Genomic DNA, 24,563 nt, shown 5'->3' with positions numbered 1-24,563 from the left:
ATTCTAATATGAAGAAATTAAAAAAGGAACGTAAAATAAATATGAAGAAGAGTTTGCGCCAAATAAACAGAAGAAAAGAAGCTGTACGAAATATTTCAATCAGAGATTATTCAAATTCTATTCATCATATTGGTAGTACATCGATTCCAGGTCTAGCAGCAAAACCCATAATCGATATCTTAACCGGAGTTCAAGATATCGATGGGGTTGATCTATATAATTAAGCAATGATATCCATTGAACGACAACTTTGTAAATTCGCTTCAAGAAACATAAAAAAGGCAACACCCAATAGGGTTAGTTGCCTTCTTATAGATTAAATTTAGATTGATATTCCTCTTCTCACAGAACCTTAAGTATGCTGATAAACCGAGTAAATGATGTGGTAGTCACCTGGTTCTCGGTACCTTCTGCTATTTTTAAAGTAATTTTAGCAACACTGTACATTCCAAATGACTTGACTGTGGAAACAACTTTTTTATTATTTAGGATAAAATTATATATTTTTCATTCTTTAAACAAAAAGCTAATTCAAACTCTTAAAAATGTTGTTAATCGATAATCAAGAAAAAACTGCAATAAAATTAAGGGTAGATCCGAGAAAAAAACGATAGATTTTCTATTATGTTAAAAATACCTGTTTAACAGGTTCTTTTGTATTCCTTGACAAAAGGTTTTTAATTTTATTATGGGAGATAGCTATTTCCAGCACTTAAGTATTCGAAAAAGATTACTCTATGGTGACCCGTTATTTATTCATCCATTAAAGACTACCAAACATAGGGTAGAGACCCATTGATTTAAATATTTGGTCTCAAAGTTATTAATTCCCAAGCAACTAAGTCGCTGAAAAAAATGTGGGGGTCACATGATTGGTAAGTACTTTAATTAAAGATTTTTACTTTTTCTAAATGCAAGTCCATATAATAGTGTCCCTTTTTTGCTGTTGGTTTGACGATTCATCTTGAGAGCAATGCTTTATACAAATGTGTTTCATAGCCAAACTCCAACAACCGGCGAAAAAAGTCCAGTTTCCGTATGGCTGTTTTGTTTGCATACTTGTTTATTATGTACTCGTTATATGCCTTAACTTCCGGAAACCCTAGATCCCTAAAAGACAGGTTATGATGAAGCATATAAAAGCCTTGGCTTCGTCAAAATCATCGAATTCCTTTTAGCCTTTTTTATTTAAGTAGAACTCTCCTTTTTTTTGTTTTTCTTTTTCTTCTAACTTTTGAACAAGATCCTCAATAAAGTCATGAAACTTTTCAACCGTAACCCAATTTTGCCTTGCATCATATGTAGATGGTTTTTCCCATCTACCAAACCAAATACTTGAGTTTTTTCGAAAGAAGCTGCTATTTCATTCGATAGACTACCAAAGGCTATCACCACTTCATTTGACTGATCGTCCTTATTTTCTGTAACCAATTTATTAGTGATCACCTACTAGTTTAATAATATATTAATTTGATGATGACTTTCCCATTTTTGTCGATGAACCCTGCTTTTCCGTTCTTTTTTACATAGAGCAGGCCTTCATGGAAGTCACCTAATTCGTCGTATTGAGGAGAAATCACGACCTTTCCCGTTTTATCGATGAATCCATATTTCCCTTTGTAGTCGATATAGAAATAATCGTATTGATTGGAAAAGGAGTTAATTTCACTATATTTGGGTTCGACTAGCATTTTCCCTGTTTCGGTTACGATTCCGTATTTTGAACCCATCCTCACTCTTATTAACCCTTTACCTTCCATTGGATCAATCCGGTCATATTTAGGTGTGATGATCACTTTGCCTTTGCTGTTTATAGCACCTTCTTTGTTTTTTTGCTTAAAAATCAAATAATCACGATTTATTAAGCCTTCGCCATAGGTTGCCATCCTTAAATAGTCATAGGTTGGCTCAACTATCACTTTGCCTGTTTCGTTAATAAAACCGTATTTATTATTCTGCCGGATAATAGCTAACCCAATCTGGTTAAAGTAACTAATTGAATCATAGTTGAAATCGAGAACGACTTCGCCTTTTCGATTAATGACCCCATACTTGCCGTCCTTTGAAGCCACCGCTGCATCTTTGCGAAATACATAAAGTGCGGTTTCATCACCGTCTTCTGCTTTCTCAAACTGTGGTTTAATCACCATCGATCCAGTTGTATCGATGAATCCAATCTTTCCATCAATAACAACGGAAGCCAGGCCTTCTGAGAAATGACTCGTTTCGTCAGAAATTGGCTCAACAATTACTTTTCCTTTTGAACTAACGAAACCGTACTTTCCACCCAATTTTGTTTGAGCAAATCCCTTGTTAAATGGCCAAATCTGATCGTATCTAGGTTCAACCATGATTTTCCCACTTAAGCTCATCAGTCCATATTTTCCTGCGTTTCGAATCTTTGCCAAGCCATTTTGAATTGAACCGATGCTATCAAAAGTTGGGGCAACGATGACTTTTCCTTGCTTATCGATAAGGCCGAACTTTTTGTTAAGAATGACAGTGAATACACCATTTGTGTTCTTTGTAATTTCATCATATGTGGGGACTAAAACGATTTTTCCGCTTGTGCTTATAAGTCCGTATTTTCCCTTACTCTTGTAAGATGCAACTCCGTTTTGAAAATCACCTATTTTTTCATACTTAGGTGAAACGATTATTTTTCCACTTGTATTGATGAGCCCGTATTTTCCCTTACTCTTGTAAAATGCGACTCCGTTTTTAAAATCACCTATTTTTTCATACTTGGGTGAAACGATTATTTTTCCGCATGTATTGATGAGCCCGTATTTGTTGTCCTTTTCTACTAGGATCGGGCTCTTATAACCATCCGCTGCATACTGGTATTTAGGCGACACTATTACTTTACCCTTTGAGTTGATGAACCCATATTTATTATTCTGCTTGACTCTCAATAAATTAGTCCGCTTTGATTGGGTAATCTCTTCATACCGCGGCTTAATGACAACTCTTCCTTTTTTGTCCATCATTCCATATTTCCCATTTTGCACGAATGAAACGAGCCCATTTGTAAATTGAGTACCTAGAAATTTTTTACTTGTTGCTGCATGTGTTGTGGACTGAGTTGTTCCTAGTAACAAGCTCATTAATAAAAACACGAATACCCAAATCTTCAAATGATTCTTCATAAAATCTCCCTCCTTGTTCTTGAATGATGACATTTTTTCACAATCTGAATTATCGCTTGAACTTCTTTACTTTTTCATTATTTCCTACACCATTCCTCCTTTATAATTTAGACGAAATGTATATTAGGAAGTTACAAACTTATGTCTTAGGGGATCCGTATTTTTATCTTGTCGGTCAGCATGTCCACTGGCTGCAATGATTGATGTATCCGAAATAAATAAATAAATAAATAACAAAGACCGTTCAGTTTCATACTGAACGGTCTTCTACAAGCTTCACTCTAAACTATTAATCATTGTCTGCCGGCGATGGAGCCTTGCTTTCCGGCTGCTGGGCAACTTCATTTGGTGAGAGCGGCTTTTTGTCACCTGGATACGGTGTATCAAAACCTTTTGTTGCGTACCATACCGCGTGATTCAGCATGTTTGCATTAATTTCGTCAGGGGATGCATTTTTCCCGCTCATCCATGACTTGTTTTTGTTGGACCATTCCGTCCATTGCTCTGCCAATGCCTTAGACTCTGAGGTATTCTCTTGTGTATTCGCAAGTGCAGCTGTATTCGCCTTTGGCTGGCTGTTTAATGTGTCAAGCGGAATTCGGTTCGCTTCAGCCTCATATGGTGTGAAATCCGGTTTATTCGTAAAGATTTCGCTCATCGGCTGTGCGGATGCATCATTTTGGTTCATGGCAGGCAGACCGAGGATTTGTTCAATACTGCGAACCATATTGATCACTGTCCAGTAGCGGCTATTGGTTACTTCTTTTTTCACCCAAGGACTGATCACATAGGCTGGCTCACGGTGCCCGTCCACATGGTCCAACCCATTTTGAGCATCATCTTCGGTAATAAAAATGACAGAGTCTTTCCAGTACGGACTATGGGAGATTAAATCAACCATTTTACCAACAGCAAGGTCATTGTCCGCAACCATGGCCTGAGGAGTTGGATTACCTGAAGCGGTTCCTGCCGTATGGTCATTGGTTACCCACAGTGTATTTAATTGCGGCAAGTCCTTATTTTTTACATGCTTTTCAAACTGCCTTTTGAAAATCTCAAATCGGTATTGATCTGGAATGTTCATATCGAAGGTAGGATACGGTTTGTGAGTAATCGGCCCAAGAGACGGAATGTCATAGGTTGCCTGATAATGACCCACCGGAACGTGAAGATCACCTTTTTGTTTTCCGGTCAGTTTCAAGTAATCATTGTACCAGTCCGTCCAAGTGCCGAATTCCTCAGGACCTGTAAATCCAGTCGTATCTTCTCCGAAGTTTTCCACAGAAACCTTGTATTTGAGGGCTTGGTCCCAAAGATGTCCCGTTGGGGCATAAGCCATCGGATCTCCGGCTCCTCCTGGATAGCTTCGGACGTTGGCTGTGTCGGTTTCTTTATCTTCATAATCTGTATTGGTCCCTTGCATGACCCATTGGTGGCCGCTTGCAGATTGGATCCCTGAAACATAGAAATTATCCAACAGCGGGTAGGTATTGGCAAGCTTATGGAAGTTTGGTGTTACCTCTTTACCGAATTGCGTGATAGCCGGTTCACCATTTCCTTTGCCTAAATCGCCAAGAACTTGGTCATAGGTTCTGTTCTCTTTAATGATATAGAAAACATGTTTGATGGTTGATGGCTCGCCAACCCGCTCTGGCATGGCAACCGGCTTTATGTCGCGGCGAGGTTCCGCATTCTGGTTCTTTAGACCAAACCAGTTATTATTGGCGTAAACCTTTTTTGTTCCTTCCATTAAATCATCTGCAGTTGGGAAAGGAATCATGGACAAAGAGCCAACTTGCGCATAAGAGGAATGTCCTGAAACAGTCACTCCTTGAATGGTTGATGTACGTGCAGGTCCAAGTGAGCCTACACCATCAGCGTTTGCCACAAGCAAGCGTTTATTTTCCGCATCCATAGCCATGTCTACAGGGAACCATGCTGTAGGCATAAGTCCTAAAAGTTCTGGTGTCTTCTTCGGACCTTTCCAGTCATATACAGCTACTGCGTTAACTCGTCCTAAACTGACTAGCAATCGGTTATTGTCCAGCATCCTGACCGCATTGGGTGCAGCACCTTTTTTAGACTTAGAATATGGTTTAATGTCGATGGTTTGGACTACTTTATCTGTTTTAGAATCAATAACAGAAACCGTATCACTGTTTGTGTTCGCAACAAAAATATACTGGCCGGATTGAGTCATGCGTTCTGGCTGGACACCAACTGGAATCGTTTTTGTAACCTTTTTGGTTTTAAGGTCTACCACAGAGACCGTTCCAGTCGAAGTGGCACCAGTCTTCGGATTAACAACCACCTGCGTACCGGAAGAATCAACGGTTGTGTCACCAGACTGTGGTTTTCTGCCGCCTTGGTTGGTGACATATGCTTTATCTCCATCCACTAACACACTGGTTGGGGCATTTTCAACTGGAATCTTGCTCGATACAGTACCCGTCTTCGGATCGATGACGGCAAGGCTGTTATCCCTGTTCAGTGCGACGAGCAACTGCCCTTGAGGCCCGACTTTAATATCCAGCGGGTTGATGTTTCCTCCAACACTCGCTTCTGGGAGGTCATATGTCGTTTTGACGGTTGGCGTGCCATCGTCGGCAATCGTCATTACAACTACTTTTCCAGTTTTACCTGCTGATCCTGTAGCATACAATTCTTTGCCGTCCTGTGAATAAGCAACGCCCCACATATGTGAGAGTTTTAATTTAAAGCTTGTTGCCATTAATTTTCCGGTTGTGAGATCGACGATGTTTAGACCGTTTCCGCCATAATCTGTTCTTCCATTCAACACGGCCGCTGTTTTACCATTTGGGTGAACCGTAATGGAAATAGGATTGCCCCCAAACTCAATTTGTTTACCGGCTGGAGTGACGAGCTGATTTACAGGCGTTAACACCGAACCGTCTTGCTGTCGGCCTACTGTCTTTGTGCCAAAGGGATCATCAATGGATGCGTATACACTTGCCGAACCAAGAAGCGCTGTACTTATTGCAATACCAGCAATCAGTTTCTTCTTGTGAATGATCTTTTTCACTTTCCTCTCTCCATTCTAATTGGTATGTTTTACTAGATTAGGATACTGCTATATTTTTAACGTTTGTTTACATCAAGGTAAAGTTAATTGTTTAACTATGTAAAATATTCAATCTCTTCTCTTCACAATTAGTATCTTAATAAAAAGAAAAAGCAGCCTTTGCCCAGGCTGCTCACGATGGTTTGGGTATTATGCATATATTTTTTCTTCAGGGATATTTTTTTGAGAAATGTTTGGTGAACCTTTATGCAACCATTTATAGACAATGGGAATGACAATTAAACTGATAAACGTTGAACTGATCAAACCGCCTATTACGACAATGCCAAGAGTTTGTGAGATTACAGAATCGGTGCGGGAGGATAGAGCTAACGGAAGTACGGTTAAAACAGTCGTTAAAGCTGTCGTTAATATCGGACGCACTCGAGTGGACGTTCCAAGAACAATTGCTTCATTTAACATAAGACCCTCGGCTCGTTTTCTCTCGATCTTATCAACAAGAACAATGCCATTTGTAACTACAATGCCTGTGAGCATTAATAGACCGACCAGGGCTGCTAGATTCCATTCCAATCGAAAGATAAACATAGCCGCCACTGATCCAATAAACGCTAAAGGGATACAGATGAAAACGGATAAAGGTGCTTTCCAACCTCTAAAGACTGTACCTATGATGAAGAGAACGAGCAATAAAGAGAAAGAAAAAGCAATTGCAATCTCATAAATCATTTCATTTACTTGTTCTGGTATTCCAGCAAAGGAGTAGCTGATATTCTGCGGCAACGGAAGTTTCTCTAAAATTGATTTTACTTGTTTAGTCACCCGGCCAATATCTGATGAAGTGATATTGGCCGTAACCTCGGCGAATGGCTGTCCGTCCTTTTCCTGAATTTCTGATGAATCGGCATCGGCTTCCAGTGTGGCAAGCTCATCTAATCTTACATTCTGTCCCTGGTCATTCTTAAATGTTTCTGACCCCAGGGCAGAAAAAACATCTGGAGGATTGTCTTTGATTTTCAACACGACCGGAAAAGCATGTTGATTAATGGTTATTTGCCCCTTTGTACCTTCCGCTGTATAAAATTGAATCCGATTTAAAAGGTCCTCCACTTTAATACCATTTCTTTCAATGGCTTTTTGATCAAGATGGATATGATACTTTTTCGTACCGGCCTCATCGTCAGCTATATCCTCTACTGCCAGCCCGGGAACTCTCGTAAGCTTTTGCCCAATTGTATGTGCCATGGATTCCAGCGTTTCATGATCCGATCCAGTGAAGTTAATCTTTAATTGGGAGTCGTCTCCCGCAATCCGTTGATCCGTAACCGTGTATACGGCTTGTCCCTTTATGGAATCAAGCTGTTTTTGAAAATTTTCTATAAAAGAAGCAAGGTTTGTATCTGGGTTAACCTCAACAAATAAGTTGGCAACATTCGGTTTTTGAATCCAACCGCCGCCTGCATCAAAAACATCATCCGATTGAGCAGTAAAAGACGACCCAAGGACTGAAGAATATGTACCCACATGTTGATCCTTTTTAATAAGCCCTTCTACTCTTTGAACTTCTGCATCCATTTCTCTTAACGATGAAGACTGAGGAAGTTCGATCCGAACACCGGCTTGTCCTTTTTTATAACTTATGGGTAAAAAGTTCACTGGTAAAAATGCTGCTCCAATACCCGTAATAAGAAACAATAGAAGAGTTAGGGCGATAATTTTTTTCTCCTTGTGCAACATCCGCTTAAAAGCTTTATGCATGAGAGGTTCTAACGGATCATGAATACTTAGGGGTTTTCCCTTCCAAAACAGGTTGTAGAGAGTCGGCACCACCAGCATGGCAACCAATAAGGAAACGAAAAGCGCAATAACTACCGACCAGGCAAACCCTGAGAAAGCAGAACTTACGATGCCGCCGATCAGGGCAATGGGAACATACACCGCAATCGTCGTTGCTGTTGAAGAAACAATGGCAGGGATCATTTCTGAGACCGCGTGTGATAACTGATGAAGTTTTATTTTCCCCTCTGTTTCCTGCACTTTCCGGTTTAAATTATCCAAAATAACAATGGAGTCATCGACCACTCGTCCCATGGCCACGATCAAACCTGAAACCGTCAGTATGTTCAAGCTGATTCCCAACGTTTTAAGTACACCGATGGTTGCTAAAAGACATATGGGAAGCGACAGAACGATCAATAAGGTGGAACGAACTTGACGGAAAAACAAGAACACACAGATCATGGCGAAAAGACAACCTAACAACCCTTCTTTAACTAGTCCTTTTAAAGATGAATTCACTTGTGCACTTTGATCAAACAGAATGGACGACTTCACATCATTATTTTTTAGCTCAGGTATGGTTTTCAGCTTGCTTCTTATTTTTTCACCTACATCTGTAATATTTGAAGTGGATGTTTTTAACACATCAAGCCGAACACTCGGCAGCCCATCGGTCCGGGAGATCGTTTGAAGATTGACCACTGAATTTGAAATGTCAGCTACATTAGAGAGCGGGATGGATGGGCCATCCTGCCTTTGAACAGGCAAGTTTAATAACTCCTGCTTATTTAATGACCAACCAGAGACTTGGAGAGGAATAGAAGCTTGATTACTTGAGACATTGCCCTGCAGTTCTGTTGTATATTTTTTCTCCATTGAATTTTGAAGATCGTTTACGGTTAATCCAGCCTTTTTTAGTTTTTCCTTATCAATGGTCAAAGCATATCCAGCCGTTCCACCACCCGTTACATTGATTTCCTTTACCCCTGGAACAGTTTTCAACCCACTTACGATATCTTCTTGGACCATCGTTCGTAAGGTGTTCTCGGTTACGTTTGGAGAGGCACTGGTTAAATTGATGCTCATAATCGGAAACGAATTTGTACTAAGGCGTGTCACAACAGGTTTTTTCACACCAGCTGGCAGGGAAATCGTTTCAATGGCATGGTTGACCTCCGCCTCAGCTTTTTCCATATCGTAGCTCATAGGAAAGTTGAGACGTAAAAGAGTGCTGCCATTTGAGGAGTTGGTTTCGATATCCTGAAGGCCATCCACTACCCGAACGGCTTGTTCAATCGGTTTTGTAACGTTCAGTTTCATTTGATCTGCTTGATAATTTTCAGACTGTGCAGACACAGTAAGAGTTGAATTATTGATTTCAGGCAAATAATCTCGTTGAATTTGCCGGGCAGCCATCGCCCCCCAAGCAATAATCAGTACCATAAGAGTAATAATAAGAACAAACCGCTTCATCGATGCGTCAATGAGTGATTTCATCATTTTTCTTTTACGCCCCCAAACTTTATACATTCTGTTCATCAAACAAGATGATTATTTTAATATAATGGACAGTTGTAAAAATTCGATTAATGAAGCGTAAAAGAATTATAGAATTGTAGATTATTTACATAATAAAAAGCTAATCTAAATTATTTCCGATTAGCTTCTGTATATTAGGCAGTATCCTCTTTGTCTTTTGTAAACTTGAGTAGTTTATTTTTATATTATTATAAAAAATTACGGTATGTGAAATTATCAAATGTAGAAACCTGATTAGGTCTTCTGTAAAATACCAACAATTCTTTAAAACATATTTTTATTAGGAGAATCCTAACATTAAGAATGATTATTGACTGCATTTTTGAGGAGATCCCGTCATAAACGTTTAGTAATTTTTTAACCTGCCCAAATCAATCTCCATTAAAAGTTCCAACTAAATAGTCAGAATAATTAAAAAATAACTATTGAAAGCCTTTCCACTTGGCGGTATCATTCTATCAATCAGTTATAAAATATATAACTAAAGAGGTTTTTTAAGACGGCAACCATTAAGGATATAGCAAAAAAATCCAACGTCTCAACAGCAACTGTATCACCAGTGTTAAATAACGACGACTCCATAATCGTTTTAGAAGAAACACCCCAGCGCATAAAAAATGGAGAGTTTGAAGGTTCAGAGGATATATACATTGGTGAATATACGATGTCTCATGGCTATGAACTAATGAAGAAATCAAGAAGAAGAATGTTCCAAAAGCCTTATTTGTGGCGAGTGATCCCATGGCAATAGGGGCTTTACGTGCTTTACAGGAAGCTGGACTGTCCGTTCCCTCAGATGTTGCCCTTGTCGCGTTCGACGACATTGAAGCTGCAAGATTTAGCAGTCCCCCCCTTTCGGTGAAAGTTTACACCAAGGAGATGGGAAAAACCGGGGTCAAGCTATTAATGGAGCGAATAAATGGCAGAAGTCTTCCCATCAAGGTAACGATTCCAACCTCTTTGGTCATTCGCCAAAGCTGCGGATCATCTATAACAAAGCAACCTTTCAAGGAGGTGATTCAATAGATTACAAGGAGTTCTTATATAAAAGGCTTATTGCCCAAAAACCCACCTTTCTAGCCCATAGGTATGAGTGACTGCCAATCACTGGCTCCTAAAGCGAATAGCTCAACTCCCAATTAAACAAGTGGAGGGTTAACGATGAAGGTTACAATTATTGGAGCAGGAAGTGTAGTTTTTGCCAAGCGTTTAATTACAGACATTTTAAGTTTTCCAGAGTTGCGGGATACTACCTTTTCTTTAACCGATATTCATGCGGAACGGCTGCAAACCGCAGAAAAAATGACAAAATCTATCATCGCTCAGTTCGGAAACAATGCTCAGGTAGAAGCGCACATCGATCGAAAGCAGGCATTGACCAATGCTGATTATGTACTTAACTTAATCCAAGTGGGAATGCATGAAGCAACTTTAGTTGATTTTGAAATTCCAAAACGGTATGGGTTAAAACAAACCATTGCCGACACACTAGGTGTTGGAGGCGTATTCCGTGCATTACGTACCATACCGGTTCTCCTCGACATCTGCAGAGATATGGAAGAAGTTTGTCCAGAGGCGTATTTGCTTAATTATACAAATCCGATGTCCATGCTTATGATGGCCATTCAAAAAGCTTCTTCCATAAAATCCGTGGGATTGTGCCATAGTGTTCAAAACACAGCGGACGAGTTATCCTCTTACTTAAACATTCCCGTGGAAGATCTGGAATACAAAGTTGCAGGCATCAATCATATGGCCTGGTTCCTGGAGTTAAAAAGAAATGGTCAGGATCTTTATCCTTCTCTCTTTGAAGCCATGAAAGACCCAGACATTTATGCCAAAGATAAAGTGCGGTTTGAAATGATGAAGAGATTAAATTACTTTATCACAGAATCCAGTGAACATATGTCCGAATACACGCCGTATTTTATTAAACGGGATCAGTTAATTCAGGACTTTGATATTCCAATTGATGAATATGTGAGAAGAAGCGAAGACAATTTAAAGCAATTTGCCGAAACACAAAAAATGATAGACCAAGGGAAGGCCTTTCCAATGGAAAAAAGCCATGAATTTGGAGCCCCTATCATTCATTCTCTAGAAACGGGGATCAACCGAGAGATTTGGGGAAATGTGTTAAATACACAACTTATTACGAACCTGCCGAATAATTCCTGCGTGGAAGTTCCTTGCCTGGTCAATAAACGAGGGATTCAGCCCATCCATGTAGGCGATCTCCCACCTCATTTGGCTGCGATGAACATGACCAATATCAATGTTCAGCAACTCGTTGTTGAAGCTGTACTTACAAGCAATGTGGATTATGTGTATCAGGCAGTCATGCTCGACCCTCACACGTCTTCTGTTCTATCACTGGACGAAATGTGGAACATGACGAAGGAACTATTGGATGCTCATGCAGATTACTTGCCTGCATTTACTAAAGGGAGGCACTTAACCTATCAGGGCAAAGCAGTAACCTTATAAATCTAAAAGGGGCTGTCCAAGAAGTCTGTAAGCTGTTGATTTCCGTTCCAGGGTGCTCGCTTTTACCGGCGCGAGCTCCTACTTTCGCGGGGCGTGCGGTGAGCCTTACCGGCGTGAACGTCTACTTTTTGGTGCAAGCACTGGCGGGAGTCTCACCTGTCACGCTAGTCCCGCAGGACAAGGAAAGCTCCGGCAGCTTTTTATCGCACGAAGAAAATGTAAATTTCGAGGAGTCTCGCATCTTCCACTTCAATTAACTTTTCATTGAAGATTTTTCAAGCCAAAAAGGGGCTGCCTGAAGGTCAATTTTCGACTTTCTGGACAGCCCCTTTTTATGTTCAACATTGTTCCCTCTCAGCCAGTTCCTGTTTACCCTCCTTCCTTTCATCTGCAAAAATGTGTTCTTGGTAAAAAACAGGTTTCTTTATTGGAGTCCATAACATATTCAACCAAACAATCCCCCATCGAACTCTCCTCTAGCATTGTCCGTGGAGATCGTTCAAAGTTTGTGATGGAAAGGTATTATGGAAAGTAACCGAAAGTATTTTTTTCATAGTGATTAAGGATTTCTTAATAATTTTACTCACACTGAAAGATACAAAAGGCATGCAGGCGTTTAATGTCGTCTGCATGCCTTTTCTCATTTAACTAACATCATTCTTCTCATCGTCCGATATAGCAGCTCCGTCCCCTTCGCAAGATCCTCCGGTGCGGAAAATTCCGCAGGATTATGGCTGATGCCGTCTTTGCAGCGGACAAAAATCATTCCGTAATCACACGCATAAGAGAGCATCAATGCATCATGGAAAGGCCCGCTCATGAGCTCTGGTGTTTCCAGTCCCATCTGTTTGCTTTCGTCGTGCATAATCTCCTTGATCCAGTCGGCACAATAACGCGGCTCACTGTTCGTATCTTCCTGAATCTCGTAGTTCAGCTGATACTTTTGACAGATCTCCTCAATTTCCTGCCGCAGCTGTTTCTCATATCGGTCACGGCGGTTTTGGTCAATGTCACGCAGGTCGACGGTAAACGTTACTTCTTCAGCAATGATGTTTCTTGAATTCGGAAAGACCTGTACATGGCCGACCGTTCCAACCGTTGGTGCTCCCGGTTCCTGCTGTACGATCCGGTTGAGAGCGAGTGCGATTTCTGAAGCTCCCAGCATAGCGTCCTGCCGCATCCCCATAGGAACGGAACCCGCATGCCCGGCAAATCCCTTCAGCTTGACCGTCCACCATAAAGGGCCAGAGATGCCAGTTACAACTCCAATAGGAAGATTAGACTTATCCAGCACCGGGCCTTGCTCAATATGAAGCTCCAAGAAAGCATGGATGCTTCCCGGCTGATATTGTGATTCATGAAACTTGGCTGGATCACAGCCGAAATCACGCAAAGCCTGTTCTCTTGTAACTCCATCCTGGTCCTTACGCATTAAATCTCCTTCATCCAGCTTGCCTAGTATACCCCTGGACCCAAACAAGCCTCGGTTAAACCTCCATCCTTCTTCATCACAAAACGATACGACTTCGATCGGCCGGTCTGGTGTAATCCCCTGTTCCTTTAAGGTGGCTACAGCTTCAATGCCGGCAAGAACCCCAGCAGGCCCGTCAAAACGGCCTCCGTAAGGCTGAGAATCCAGATGTGAACCTATCATGAGCACCGGAGCCTTCCTATCCTTGCCTTCGATTCTGCCGATCAAGTTTCCAAAATGATCAATTCTGACAGACATCCCTGCTTCTTCCATCCAAGTACTTACAAGTTTAAACGCTTCCTTTTCCAAAGGTGAAAGGGCCGGCCTGCATACACCTGTTTCCCCGATCTTTCCGATCTCGGCCAACTCTTGCAAATTGGCATTCAGCCGTTCACTATTGATCTGAATCTGTTCAACTTTCACAGTCATTCCTCCTTTTTCAACGTACAAAAAGGCTGCTGCAAATAACTCAACAACCTCTTTGTCTATTATTCTGCCGGTGTAAGATTTTTTTGCTGATGAAACATGATAGACGAAAAATACTTTCTGGCATCTGCCGTTTGAAGAAGAAGAACTTCCCTTTCTTGATTGGTAGTACCTGCACGTTCAAACTCTACTGCGGCACCATCAAGATTCTCTGACACTCTCGTAATCTGATATCCCTGATACAGGAGAAAATCTATTTTTTCCTTTTCCTCGAAATATTCCTGTGATGCTGACATACCCCATCCTCCTTTTCAAGAGTGTGACTACCGATTATTTGGAAAGCGCCGCCAGCTGTTTCTGCCCTTCGGCATTGAACCGTTTTCTTTTAATATAACGGCCTTTTCCCAATTTGCCGACAAACGTTTTATCTTTAATAACAAACTCGCCTCTGGATAAAACAGATACCGGCTCACCAGTGATCTTCATTCCTTCAAACGCGTTATAGTCAACGGCCATGTGATGCGTTTGCGCAGAAATAGTTCGTTCCTTTGTCGGATCAAAGATAACAAGGTCTGCATCACTGCCAACAGCGATCGTTCCTTTTTCAGGAAACAAACCAAACAGTTTTGCTGATCGGGTAGAAACAATGTCAACAAACTGGTTGAGTGTGATTCGGCCTTTTTTTACTCCCTCTGAAAAAAGAACAGAAAACCGGTCTTCGATGAACGGACCGCCGTTAGGTATCTTGGTGAAATCTCCCTTGCCAAGATCTTTCTGTCCGTTAAAATCAAACGAACATTGATCCGAACCCAGCGTCTGAAGCTGGCCGCTTTTTAAAGCATTCCATAACGGTTCCTGATGTTTCTTTTCCCGAAGCGGCGGGGACCAGACATATTTGGCTCCTTCAAAATCAGGCCTTTCCATTTCGGATTGATCAAGCACTAGGTATTGAGGGCATGTTTCTCCATAAACCTGGTAGCCTTTGCTTCTTGCTTCTGCAATTTTTTCGGCTGCTTCCTGACAGGATACATGAACCACGTACAGCTGAGAATCAGCCAGCCCTGTCATCATGCAGGCACGGCCAGTTGCTTCCCCTTCCAGTTCCGGTGGCCTCGTCAATCCATGATAGATGGGTTCCGTCTTCCCTTCTTCGAGCGCTTTTTTGGTCAGAAAATCAATGACATCCCCGTTTTCAGCATGTACCATAACAAGGGCTCCCTGTTCTTTTGCCATAACCAGCGTCTTAAACAAGGTTTCATCATCTGCCTGAAGCACGTTCTTATACGCCATAAATACTTTAAATGAAGTGATGCCTTCTTCCTCTATTACCTGCGGAATCTCCTTCATTACCTCTTCGTTTATTTCCCCAATCATAAGGTGGAACGAATAATCGATGACGGCTTTATCCTTTGATTTGTTATGCCACGTTTCGATGGAATTCTTCAGTGGAACCCCTTTGTCAGTTAAGCAAAAATCGATAACCGTCGTCGTTCCTCCGAAGGCTGCAGCAATCGTACCGGTCTCAAAATCATCTCTGCTTACCGTACCGCCAAACGGCATCTCCAGATGGGTATGGGGATCGATGCCTCCCGGAAAGATATAGCATCCTTCAGCATCGATCACCTCCATGCCTTCACTTGGAAGGTTCTTTGCGATCATTGCTATCTTCCCGTTTTCAACGAGAACATCTGCCACAAACGTGTCAGATGCGGTTACGATTGTACCGTTTTTTATCACTTTTTTCATTTTGCTGCCTCCCGTTCATTATCTTTGTATCCAGCCAAAACCGTCTGGCGTTCGTTCCAAGTCATCGGAGGCTGTTCATGAGGAAGTTCAATCATGTCGATCGCACCTTCTTCAGGACATACAATCGAACAGAGGTTACAGCCTACACAGTCATCTTCTCGGACTTCCAAATATTTTTGCCCGTTAGGATCTGTAAGCATATCAATGCATTGATGAGAAGTATCTTCACATGCAATATGGCATTTGTTGCAATTGATGCAGACATCATTGTTGATGCGGGCGACAATCCTGTAGTTTAGATCCAGGTTGCCCCAGTCAGAATAACGTTCCACTGATTTTCCGATAATCTCCTGAACCGATGAGATTCCTTTGTCATCTAAGTAGTTGCTTAAGCCATCAATCATATCTTCTACAATGCTGAAGCCGTGATGCATGGCTGCTGTACAGACTTGTACGCCTCCTGCCCCCATCAGCATAAATTCCACTGCATCCCGCCATGTTGATATCCCGCCGATTCCTGAGATCGGCACATTGATGTAAGGGTTCCTTGCACATTCGGCCACCATGTTCAAGGCGATCGGTTTAACCGCAGGTCCGCAATAGCCTCCATGTGCTCCCTTGCCTGCAACATGAGGAATCGTATTCCAGGTGTCGATGTCCACACCGGCTAAACTGTTGATCGTATTGATCATACTGATTGCGTCCGCTCCGCCTTGAACGGCTGCTTTAGCGGTAACCGTAATATCCGTGATGTTTGGTGTCAGTTTCACAATGACAGGCGTTCTCGCAGCTTCCTTCGCCCACATCGTCTGTGCCTGGACCAGATCAGGCTGCTGTCCTGAAGCTGCACCCATTCCACGTTCAGCCATACCATGAGGACAGCCGAAATTCAGTTCCAGTCCATCAACACCCACATCCTCTACCCGCTTGACGATTTCGTGCCATTTTTCCCTTTTCGGTTCTACCATTAAAGAGGCGATAATGGCATGGTTCGGAAACCTTTTCTTCGTTTCATAGATTTCCTTAAGGTTTACTTCGAGGGGGCGGTCTGTGATCAGTTCTATATTATTGAATCCTGCTACTTTTTTCGCGTTAAAACTAACAGCTGCAAAACGGGCGGTTGTATTGATGATTGGTTCACCCAGCGTTTTCCATACTGCTCCTCCCCAGCCAGCTTCAAAAGCACGCTGAACCTGATACCCCGAATTGGTTGGCGGTGCAGAGGCCAGCCAAAATGGATTTGGTGATTCAATTCCTGCAAGGTTAATACGCAAATCTGCCATATAAAGACCCTCCTAAGTGATTTGATTGAAAAACAAATGGTTACGCGGTCTCAATTATGGAATTCTTTAACGTCTGATGAATCGCATAAGCTGCTCTTTTCCCTTGCTGTGCGGCTGTAACGACCATCGCTTCACCCTGCCCGTCACCAAAAATAACATCACCAGCAGCAAACACTTTTTCATTGGAAGTTTGATAGGTTTCAAGGTTTACCTTAACCGTTCCCCACTGATGTTCGAGCCCAAAGGATTCAATCAGATTGGTATACCTTGTCTGCCCGATCGCCTTAATGACTGCGTCAACCTTCAGAATAAATTCAGATCCTTCGACCGGAACCGGCCTTCTTCGGCCGTCTGTTCCTGGCTCGCCAAGCTGCATGCGGATGCATTCCAGCTGCTTCACCTTGCCTTTTTCATCTCCGATGATTCGTTTTGGAGCGGTCAGCCACCGAAATTCCACATTATCCTGTTTTGCGAATTCAAACTCAAAATCGTATGCGGTCATTTCCTCCTGAGTCCGGCGGTAAAGGATTTTTACATTCTCCGCTCCCAAGCGAACGGAACACGTTGCCGCATCAATAGCTGTGTTGCCTGCCCCGATGACGGCTATCCTTTTGCCGATGTAAGCTTCAGAAAGTTCTTTTGTTTTAGTGTCTTCCACAAACTGAATAGCATCGTGGACACCGTCAAGATTTTCTCCTTCAATTCGGAGCATCGGTACCTTCGACATTCCCACAGCAAGTACTACAGCATCATATTCAGTAAGAACATCTGCTGCCTGAACATCTCTTCCGATCATCGTATTCGTTTTTATTTCTACACCGAGTTTTTCAACTTGCTGTACTTCCCATAATGAAACTTTTTGCGGCAGGCGGAACGAGACGATGCCATACGTATTTAACCCTCCAGCCTGTTCTTTTGCTTCAAAAATAGTAACTTCATAGCCGAGCAGAGCAAGCTCTCGGGCTGATGACAAACCTGCAGGCCCGCCGCCGATCACAGCAACTTTTAAGCCGTTTTTCTCACCAGCCTTAAACAATGTCTGTTCGTTCTTGATCGCCCAATCTGTGGCATAGCGCTGAAGATCACCGATCATGATGGGTTTAGTGGAGTCGTTGAGTACACATGCTCCTTCACAGAGCTCCTCGGTCGGACAAACCCTTGCACAGCTTGCTCCTACAGGGTTCGATTCCATGATGATCCTTGCTGAACCCTTTAAGTTCCCAGATGCGATCTTTTTAATAAATGACGGGATGTTTATCCCGGTCGGACAGGCTTGAATGCATGGAGCGTCATAACAATACAGGCACCTGTTCGATTCGTCCCTGGCTTCCGCTGGAGTCAATCCTGACCTTACCTCGTCAAAGTTTCGCTGAAGTTCTTGCAGTGAAATAAACGCTTGGCTTCCGTTACTCATTTTGTATGCCCCCTCTATTCTTTGGAATTAAGGCAAAAGCGTAGTCATTTCCTGATAGGTTTCAGGACGTCGGTCTCTAAAGAACTGCCAGGTATTTCTTACTTCACGGATCAATTCCTTGTCCATCTCACCAATGACCACTTCATCCTGATCACGGCTGCCCATGGCTACAAAATTCCCACGCGGATCGCAAAGGTATGATTGACCGTAAAACTCGCCAAGGTTCCATGGACCTTCCGTTCCTACACGGTTGATCGCTCCGATATAATATCCGTTGGCAACCGCATGAGCCGGCTGTTCGAGCTTCCATAAGTATTCTGAAAGGCCAGCGACCGTGGCAGAAGGGTTAAACACGATTTCAGCACCGTTTAACCCTAGAAGTCTAGCTCCCTCCGGAAAATGGCGGTCGTAGCATATATAAACCCCTACCTTGGCAAACGCCGTGTCAAAAACCGGGTATCCAAGATTACCGGGTTTAAAGTAATATTTCTCCCAGAAACCGTTGCCTTCATGGCCAACGTTCACTTGTGGAATATGATGTTTTCGGTACTTGCCAAGGTAGGAGCCGTCTGCATCAATCACTGCAGCTGTATTGTAATAGGTTGCAATCCCTTCTCTTTCATAGATTGGAAGCACAATCACGGTGCCCAATTCACGTGCCAATGCCTGAAATCTGCTGGTAGTCGGGCCGTTCGGAATTTCTTCCGCCGCATCATACCATTTGGCATTTTGTTCCGTACAAAAATAAGGACCATAAAAAATCTCCTGCAAACAGATGATTTGAGCTCCTTTTTCTGCGGCTTCCCTTACGAGTTTGATATGCTTTTCAATCGCCTGTTCCTTGTGAACCGACACGGATTCATTGCCATCTGCTTCATTGGAAGCTTGAATGAGACCAATCTTAACCATGTTTGACATCATATCTCCCCTTTTATTTAGTTGGTTAAAGTATCTAAAAAACAATAAGATGGATGTTGAACAACGATGAGGCATGAAACAGATTTTCATGTTAGCGGAAGGGTACAATCTGGTCTTACGTAATAACATTCTCCATGAACACTATGTAATCATTCTAAAATTCTGAATATTTTTACTATACATGCTTTCAAACAAATTTTCATTATACATTCCGTCAAATGTTGGAGCTGCTTTTCGTTACACTATGTTAATTTCACCTTTGAAGGAAACACCATGTCTCCTTTAGCTGGGAGCCATGATGAAAATTTAAGGTTCATTTCTAAAAGATTGTTGCTTTGGAAACATTTTTGTAAAGAGCTTCATTGACAAGTTGATTGGAGTGGAAGGTGCGAGACTCCTCGAAAATGAACGTCACATTTTCTTCGTGCGATATAACGCTGCCAAAGCCTTCCTTGTCCTGCGGGACTAGCGTGACAGGTGAAACCCGCAGGCGCTTGCGCCGAGGGGTTCAGCGCACGCCCCGCGGAAAGGGAGCAGCCTGAAACGGAAATCAACCACTCCCAAGGGCAACAAAGGTTACGAAAACAGCCAAATTTAAAGGGTAAAGATGGCTTCTTTCAGTGTTTTTACAAGAAAGGCTGCATCCTCATCCGTAATATTCAGAGGGGGAGCAAGAGTAAGCACATTATTAAAGCCCGCAACCGTGTCTCCGTTTTTGCCAATCAGGAGTCCTTTCGCCTTGCATGCACTGATGACTCCGTTAACCTGGTCTACTGACAGCGGTACTTTCGTTCTTTTATCCTGAACAAGCTCTATGCCGAACAGCAGTCCCTTCCCTCGGACGTTTCCAACATAAGGATGTGCTTCAAGTTCAGACAGCTCCTTTAATAGCTCTGCTCCCTTCTCTCTGGAGCGGTCGATCAGATTTTCGTTTTCCATGATCTCCAGGTTTTTAAGGGCGACTGCACAGCAAGCCGGATTTCCTCCAAACGTATTGACGTGGCGGAAGTGATCATACTCTCCGTCTCCTTTAAATGCCTCGTAGATCTCACGTTTTACAGCTGTTGCAGACAGCGGCAAGTAAGAACTTGTAATCCCTTTTGCCATGGTCACAATATCAGGCTGCACGCCGTAATTCATGAAACCGAACGCCTTACCCGTCCGTCCAAAACCGTTGATGACTTCATCAGAGATGAGCAGGGCACCGTGTTTTTCACAGATTTCTTTTACTTTTTTCATATAGGAATCATGCGGGATGAGGACACCGCCCCCAGTAATGATCGGTTCCATAATGACACCCGCAATGGTTTCCGAAAGCTCCCATGTCATCACCCGGTCAATCTCAGAAGCACATTCTTCACTGTAAGACTCGGCATTATGATAATCAGGGAACCGGTAACTATCAGGTGGAGCAACATGGAGAAAGCCCTGTCCGAGCGGTTCGTATTTGTACTTACGCTGCGCCTGCCCGGTTGCCGCAAGAGCACCCATGGAGTTGCCATGATATCCTCGGTAGCGGGCAATGAATTTACAGCGTCCTTGCTCGCCCTTCTGCTGATGGTACTGCCTTGCGATCTTAAAGGCTGTCTCATTTGCTTCTGATCCGCTGTTTGAGAAAAAAATAACATAGTCACCGCCAAGCCATTGATTCAGTTTTTCACCTAATTCTATGGCTGGCTGGTGGCTTTGTGTCAGGGGGTAATAAGGCAGCTCTTTTAATTGGCTGTAAGCCGCTTCGGCAAGCTCTTTTCTCCCGTATCCCACATTGACTGACCACAGACCTGCCATTCCATCCAGATATTTTTTGCCTTCATTGTCTGTAATCCATGATCCGTCTGCTGATTTCACGACCATGGTAGAAGGGTTATACCGTTTCATAGAATGCCAGATGTACTGTTCATCTTTTTGCTGAAGAAGATCCCTTTGCTCGGTTTGCATCACAGTCTCTCCTCTCAAATTAAACAAAACGGGAAGTGATCATTTTTTTCTTTGTAAAAAAGTTTAGGCCGTCCTTACCGTTCGCATGCAGATCTCCATAGAACGAATCCTTTGCCCCGGAAAACGGAAAGAATGCCATTGGAGCTGGCACACCAACATTAACGCCAAGCATGCCAGGCTCAGCTTCTTCACGGAATTGGCGCACAGCTTTTGCATCCTGTGAATAGAGGGTAGCTGAGTTTCCAAACCTTGATGTGTTGACAATTTCCAGCGCCTCATCCAAATCGGCAGCCCTAAGAATACTGAGAACCGGAGCAAACAACTCTTCCCGAGCAATCATCATATTAGGTGTTACCTGGTCAAAAATCGTTGCCCCAAGAAATGTTCCGTCAGCATGGTCGCCCATATCTTCTCTTCCGTCCCGCACTAATACAGCGCCTTCTTCCTTGCCTTTTTCGATTAAGCCCAATACTTTTTCACGGTGGCTCTGACGGATGATCGGTGTCAGCAGAACATCCTCATCCATGCCATATCCCATTTTCATTTCATCCGCTTTATCCTTTAATGCTTGAACAAAGGTATCCTGATGGCCGACTAATACGACAGCGCTGCACGCCATACAACGCTGGCCAGCACTTCCGAACGAGGAACTTAGGACGTTCTGGACCGCTTTATCCAGATCAGCATCCGGCAAGACGATATGATGATTCTTTGCCCCTGATAATGCCTGAACTCTTTTTCCTTTAGCTGCTGCTTTTTCATAGACGTACTTCGCCACTGGCTGAGAGCCGACGAACGAAACCGCTTTCACATCTTCGTGCTCAATCAGTCCGTTAACGACATCGTGGGCACCATGGACAATATTGAAGACTCCTTCTGGCAATCCTGCTTCTGCCAATAGCTCTGCAAGACGGTTAGCAAGAATTGGTGTTCTTTCAGAAGGCTTCAGTACAAACGTGTTTCCGCATGCGATCGCCAGCGGAAACATCCAGCATGGCACCATCATCGGGAAGTTAAAAGGTGTTATGCCTCCTACAACACCAAGCGGATATCTAAACATTTCTGAATCAATGTCTTCAGCGATACTGCCAAGGGACTCACCCATTATAAGGGATGGAGCTCCACAGGCAAACTCAACACATTCAATGCCGCGAAGTACTTCCCCATAGGCTTCTTTATAGCTTTTGCCGTTTTCCATAACGACAAGCTGTGCGAGCTTTTCGTGGTTTTCTGTTAACAGCTGCTGGTATTTAAATAATACTCGGGCACGCTTTGGCACGGGAACCTTCTTCCAAGTTTTAAACGCTTCTTTCGCTGCCTGCACTGCCTGTCCTACCTCTTCCTTCGTCGAGATTGGCACGCTCGCAAGAACTTCACCCGTAGCCGGGTTGGGCACATCGAGAAATTCAGAGGCCGATGAATCCACCCACTGGCCTTTTACGAAATTTTTAAGCGTTTGAGCTTTATTTGTCAACACTGTCATAAAATTACCTCCCGTAACAATTTTTAAAATATTCTAAACTTTCCAATTCTATTATATCTGTATAATACACAACTTTCATTAGACATAACGTAAAATGGTTTCCCTTAATTGGTATACATAATGGTAAATAAAAAGAGACTGATATAGGTTCAGCCTCTACAGTTCCATATATTCATGAGCCATCGCGGCAAATTCAAGGGCTTGGCGCTTTCCGGGTTCCATAAAATCTTTGCCAAGCAATTCCTCCAGCTGCTTAATCCTGTGGTACAAGGTCTGCCTGACGATAAAAAGATGGCCGGCTGTTTCTTGCTTGGAACCGTTGTACATTAAAAATACCTTCAGTGTGTTCAGAAGTCTTGTATTATTTTTTGTGTCGTATTCAATCACAGGCTTGAGATAATCTTGAATAAAATCATCGAGCTCTTGCTTGTCCTGAATCATGGAAATCAGGCGGTACATGTGGAGATCGTCATAAAGCGGACTGATTTTTCCTTTTGCAAGTTTGGTTTGAAGCATTAACGCCTTCTGAGCTGTATCATAGCTTTTATCCAGTGCACTTAGTCTGCTTATCCATTTACCGACCGCCATAAAGAGCAAAGGAATATTCTGATTTTCCCTTGCCAGATGGATTCCTTTGCGCACCCTTTCTTTGTATGAAGAAGCATCCCTAAGATTAATGAGGATAAAGATGAGATGGTCGCTTTTTACATAGGGCAGGATATAAAAACCGAGTGGTTCGAAAATGGACCGGATAACAATCTGTATGTACGGATATTGTGTTTCAGTAAAACCGGCCTCTCCGTTTTCCAATTCAACACAAAAAACAGACGCCCCTTGATGCCGGCCTTTCATTCCCAAATATACAAGATGCTTTTCGATCTCCTCGTCACGGTGGCGTCCCTCCAGCCACTCTTGCATCCAGCTGTTTTCTTCCGCTCTCTTTTTTTCAGCGGTATACATCTCCCGGAGCAGCTGGTTGGCAAGGGCTGTAGCCGTCCGGTCTGCCAGGAGGATGTGCAGATCAGTAATCGGCTGGTCTTTCGAACAGAGAATCAGCTCTGCGAATAGATGGTCAAGTGCCTGGATGGGCTGCCTTACCACAGAGGAGCTTTCCTGGTTTTTTTCAATAAAATCCAGCCATTCTTCCTGCTCTGGAGAATCCACGGCAGGGAACAGTGTCACGTTTTTCTGGCTGTGTATAAAAACCACCTGCAACTTGACGGATTGGTGGAGAAGTTTAAGTATATTTTCCTGTGGATTTGAGCTCAGCAGCAGCTGATTCAGCGCTTGTGAAAAACTCTCAAGCTCTGCGATCATCTTAAAATGCTGCTGGATGAGATAAGTATGCAAGTCCTGGGTAATATCGATGAAACGGACTTCTTCTTCAAACAATATGATGGGAAGCCCGTGATTTTCAGCAGCTTCAAGAACCGATGCCGGCACAGCCGACAGTTGAGTTCCAAGCTCGATGCATAAACCAGAAACATTCAGCTCAATAAGTTCCAGCACAAATGAAAGAAAGGCTTGTTCGTTGTCTTTCCATGCCATACCTGTCGAAAGAATTAGCTCGTTTCCGTTGAGGAGATTTCCGATCTGAGCGACCTCCATCACATGAACCCATTTGACGAGACGGTTCAGCCCTTTGCTGCCGGCAGCCACTTTCGCTTTAGAGAAGGTTGTTCTCTCCAGTACATCATTCACAGTAATTTTCAAATGAAGAACGATACCGGCACCTCATTTCTGTCAGAATTCTTTTATTTTTCACTCTTTTATTGTACAATAGGCGAAGCCGTTTGGGGTAATGATTATCCATTTCAAAATTATCATACAAGTCGTTGTCATATGTAAGTGTGCAGCTGCAGCCAGTATGGACTGAAATATTGAATC

Annotated in this window: 15 protein-coding genes and 3 pseudogenes; 5 read left to right on the top strand and 13 right to left on the bottom strand. The window is 42.9% G+C overall.

The window, feature by feature from the left end:
* Positions 1-8 precede the first annotated feature (8 nt).
* Entirely contained in the window at positions 9-224 is a 216-nt protein-coding gene (locus OKX00_RS23355) for a GrpB family protein (RefSeq protein WP_416054322.1), read from the top strand.
* Between the two features lie 1,084 nt (positions 225-1,308).
* Here OKX00_RS23355 and OKX00_RS11035 read toward each other — a convergent pair.
* The 4 genes and pseudogenes from OKX00_RS11035 to OKX00_RS11020 all read right to left on the bottom strand — a co-directional run.
* Positions 1,309-1,437: pseudogene (locus tag OKX00_RS11035) on the bottom strand (sugar ABC transporter substrate-binding protein); the annotation flags it as partial.
* Between the two features lie 17 nt (positions 1,438-1,454).
* Positions 1,455-3,149: a WG repeat-containing protein gene (locus OKX00_RS11030; protein ID WP_265410391.1), complete on the bottom strand. Its 1,695-nt coding sequence runs from the start codon at positions 3,147-3,149 to the stop codon at positions 1,455-1,457.
* 289 nt (positions 3,150-3,438) lie between these two features.
* On the bottom strand, positions 3,439-6,192 hold the full coding sequence (locus OKX00_RS11025; RefSeq protein WP_265410390.1) for a bifunctional YncE family protein/alkaline phosphatase family protein: 2,754 nt from the start codon (positions 6,190-6,192) through the stop codon (positions 3,439-3,441).
* Between the two features lie 189 nt (positions 6,193-6,381).
* Complete coding sequence (locus OKX00_RS11020; protein WP_265410389.1) at positions 6,382-9,471, bottom strand: efflux RND transporter permease subunit; 3,090 nt, start codon at positions 9,469-9,471, stop codon at positions 6,382-6,384.
* A gap of 547 nt (positions 9,472-10,018) precedes the next feature.
* On the opposite strand from OKX00_RS11020, the pseudogene OKX00_RS23350 reads away from it, so the two are divergent.
* The 4 genes and pseudogenes from OKX00_RS23350 to OKX00_RS11005 form a co-directional block, all read left to right on the top strand.
* Positions 10,019-10,075, top strand: a pseudogene (locus OKX00_RS23350) (LacI family DNA-binding transcriptional regulator); the annotation flags it as partial.
* A gap of 72 nt (positions 10,076-10,147) precedes the next feature.
* Positions 10,148-10,536 (top strand): annotated as a pseudogene (locus tag OKX00_RS11015) (substrate-binding domain-containing protein); the annotation flags it as partial.
* Between the two features lie 135 nt (positions 10,537-10,671).
* Positions 10,672-11,997 (top strand): alpha-glucosidase/alpha-galactosidase, encoded by a 1,326-nt coding sequence (locus tag OKX00_RS11010; RefSeq protein ID WP_265410388.1) that lies wholly within the window; start codon positions 10,672-10,674, stop codon positions 11,995-11,997.
* Positions 11,998-12,032: 35 nt separating this feature from the next.
* Complete coding sequence (locus OKX00_RS11005; RefSeq protein WP_265410387.1) at positions 12,033-12,254, top strand: hypothetical protein; 222 nt, start codon at positions 12,033-12,035, stop codon at positions 12,252-12,254.
* A gap of 383 nt (positions 12,255-12,637) precedes the next feature.
* On the opposite strand, the gene OKX00_RS11000 is transcribed toward OKX00_RS11005, so the two are convergent.
* The 9 genes from OKX00_RS11000 to OKX00_RS10960 form a co-directional block, all read right to left on the bottom strand.
* A complete protein-coding gene (locus tag OKX00_RS11000; protein ID WP_265410386.1) occupies positions 12,638-13,897 on the bottom strand; it encodes a M20 family metallo-hydrolase in 1,260 nt (419 codons plus the stop codon).
* A gap of 59 nt (positions 13,898-13,956) precedes the next feature.
* Positions 13,957-14,190: a hypothetical protein gene (locus tag OKX00_RS10995; protein WP_265410385.1), complete on the bottom strand. Its 234-nt coding sequence runs from the start codon at positions 14,188-14,190 to the stop codon at positions 13,957-13,959.
* Between the two features lie 34 nt (positions 14,191-14,224).
* Positions 14,225-15,640 (bottom strand): dihydropyrimidinase, encoded by a 1,416-nt coding sequence (hydA, locus tag OKX00_RS10990; RefSeq protein WP_265410384.1) that lies wholly within the window; start codon positions 15,638-15,640, stop codon positions 14,225-14,227.
* Entirely contained in the window at positions 15,637-16,923 is a 1,287-nt protein-coding gene (gene preA, locus OKX00_RS10985) for an NAD-dependent dihydropyrimidine dehydrogenase subunit PreA (RefSeq protein WP_265410383.1), read from the bottom strand. Before preA ends, hydA begins: the two co-directional genes overlap by 4 nt.
* A gap of 40 nt (positions 16,924-16,963) precedes the next feature.
* Positions 16,964-18,337, bottom strand: coding sequence for an NAD(P)-dependent oxidoreductase (locus OKX00_RS10980; RefSeq protein WP_265410382.1), 1,374 nt, complete (start codon positions 18,335-18,337; stop codon positions 16,964-16,966).
* Between the two features lie 27 nt (positions 18,338-18,364).
* On the bottom strand, positions 18,365-19,255 hold the full coding sequence (locus OKX00_RS10975; protein ID WP_062232482.1) for a nitrilase-related carbon-nitrogen hydrolase: 891 nt from the start codon (positions 19,253-19,255) through the stop codon (positions 18,365-18,367).
* Positions 19,256-19,849: 594 nt separating this feature from the next.
* Positions 19,850-21,196 (bottom strand): aspartate aminotransferase family protein, encoded by a 1,347-nt coding sequence (locus tag OKX00_RS10970; protein WP_322114364.1) that lies wholly within the window; start codon positions 21,194-21,196, stop codon positions 19,850-19,852.
* A 16-nt stretch (positions 21,197-21,212) separates the two neighbouring features.
* Positions 21,213-22,676, bottom strand: coding sequence for a CoA-acylating methylmalonate-semialdehyde dehydrogenase (locus OKX00_RS10965; protein WP_265410380.1), 1,464 nt, complete (start codon positions 22,674-22,676; stop codon positions 21,213-21,215).
* A gap of 156 nt (positions 22,677-22,832) precedes the next feature.
* Positions 22,833-24,389: a PucR family transcriptional regulator gene (locus OKX00_RS10960; RefSeq protein ID WP_265410379.1), complete on the bottom strand. Its 1,557-nt coding sequence runs from the start codon at positions 24,387-24,389 to the stop codon at positions 22,833-22,835.
* Between the last annotated feature and the right edge of the window lie 174 nt (positions 24,390-24,563).

It is taken from the genome of Fictibacillus sp. KU28468 (assembly GCF_026153615.1).
In the GTDB taxonomy this organism is placed as follows: domain Bacteria; phylum Bacillota; class Bacilli; order Bacillales; family Fictibacillaceae; genus Fictibacillus_C; species Fictibacillus_C marinisediminis.
This window is presented reverse-complemented; position numbering and strand designations above follow the sequence as displayed.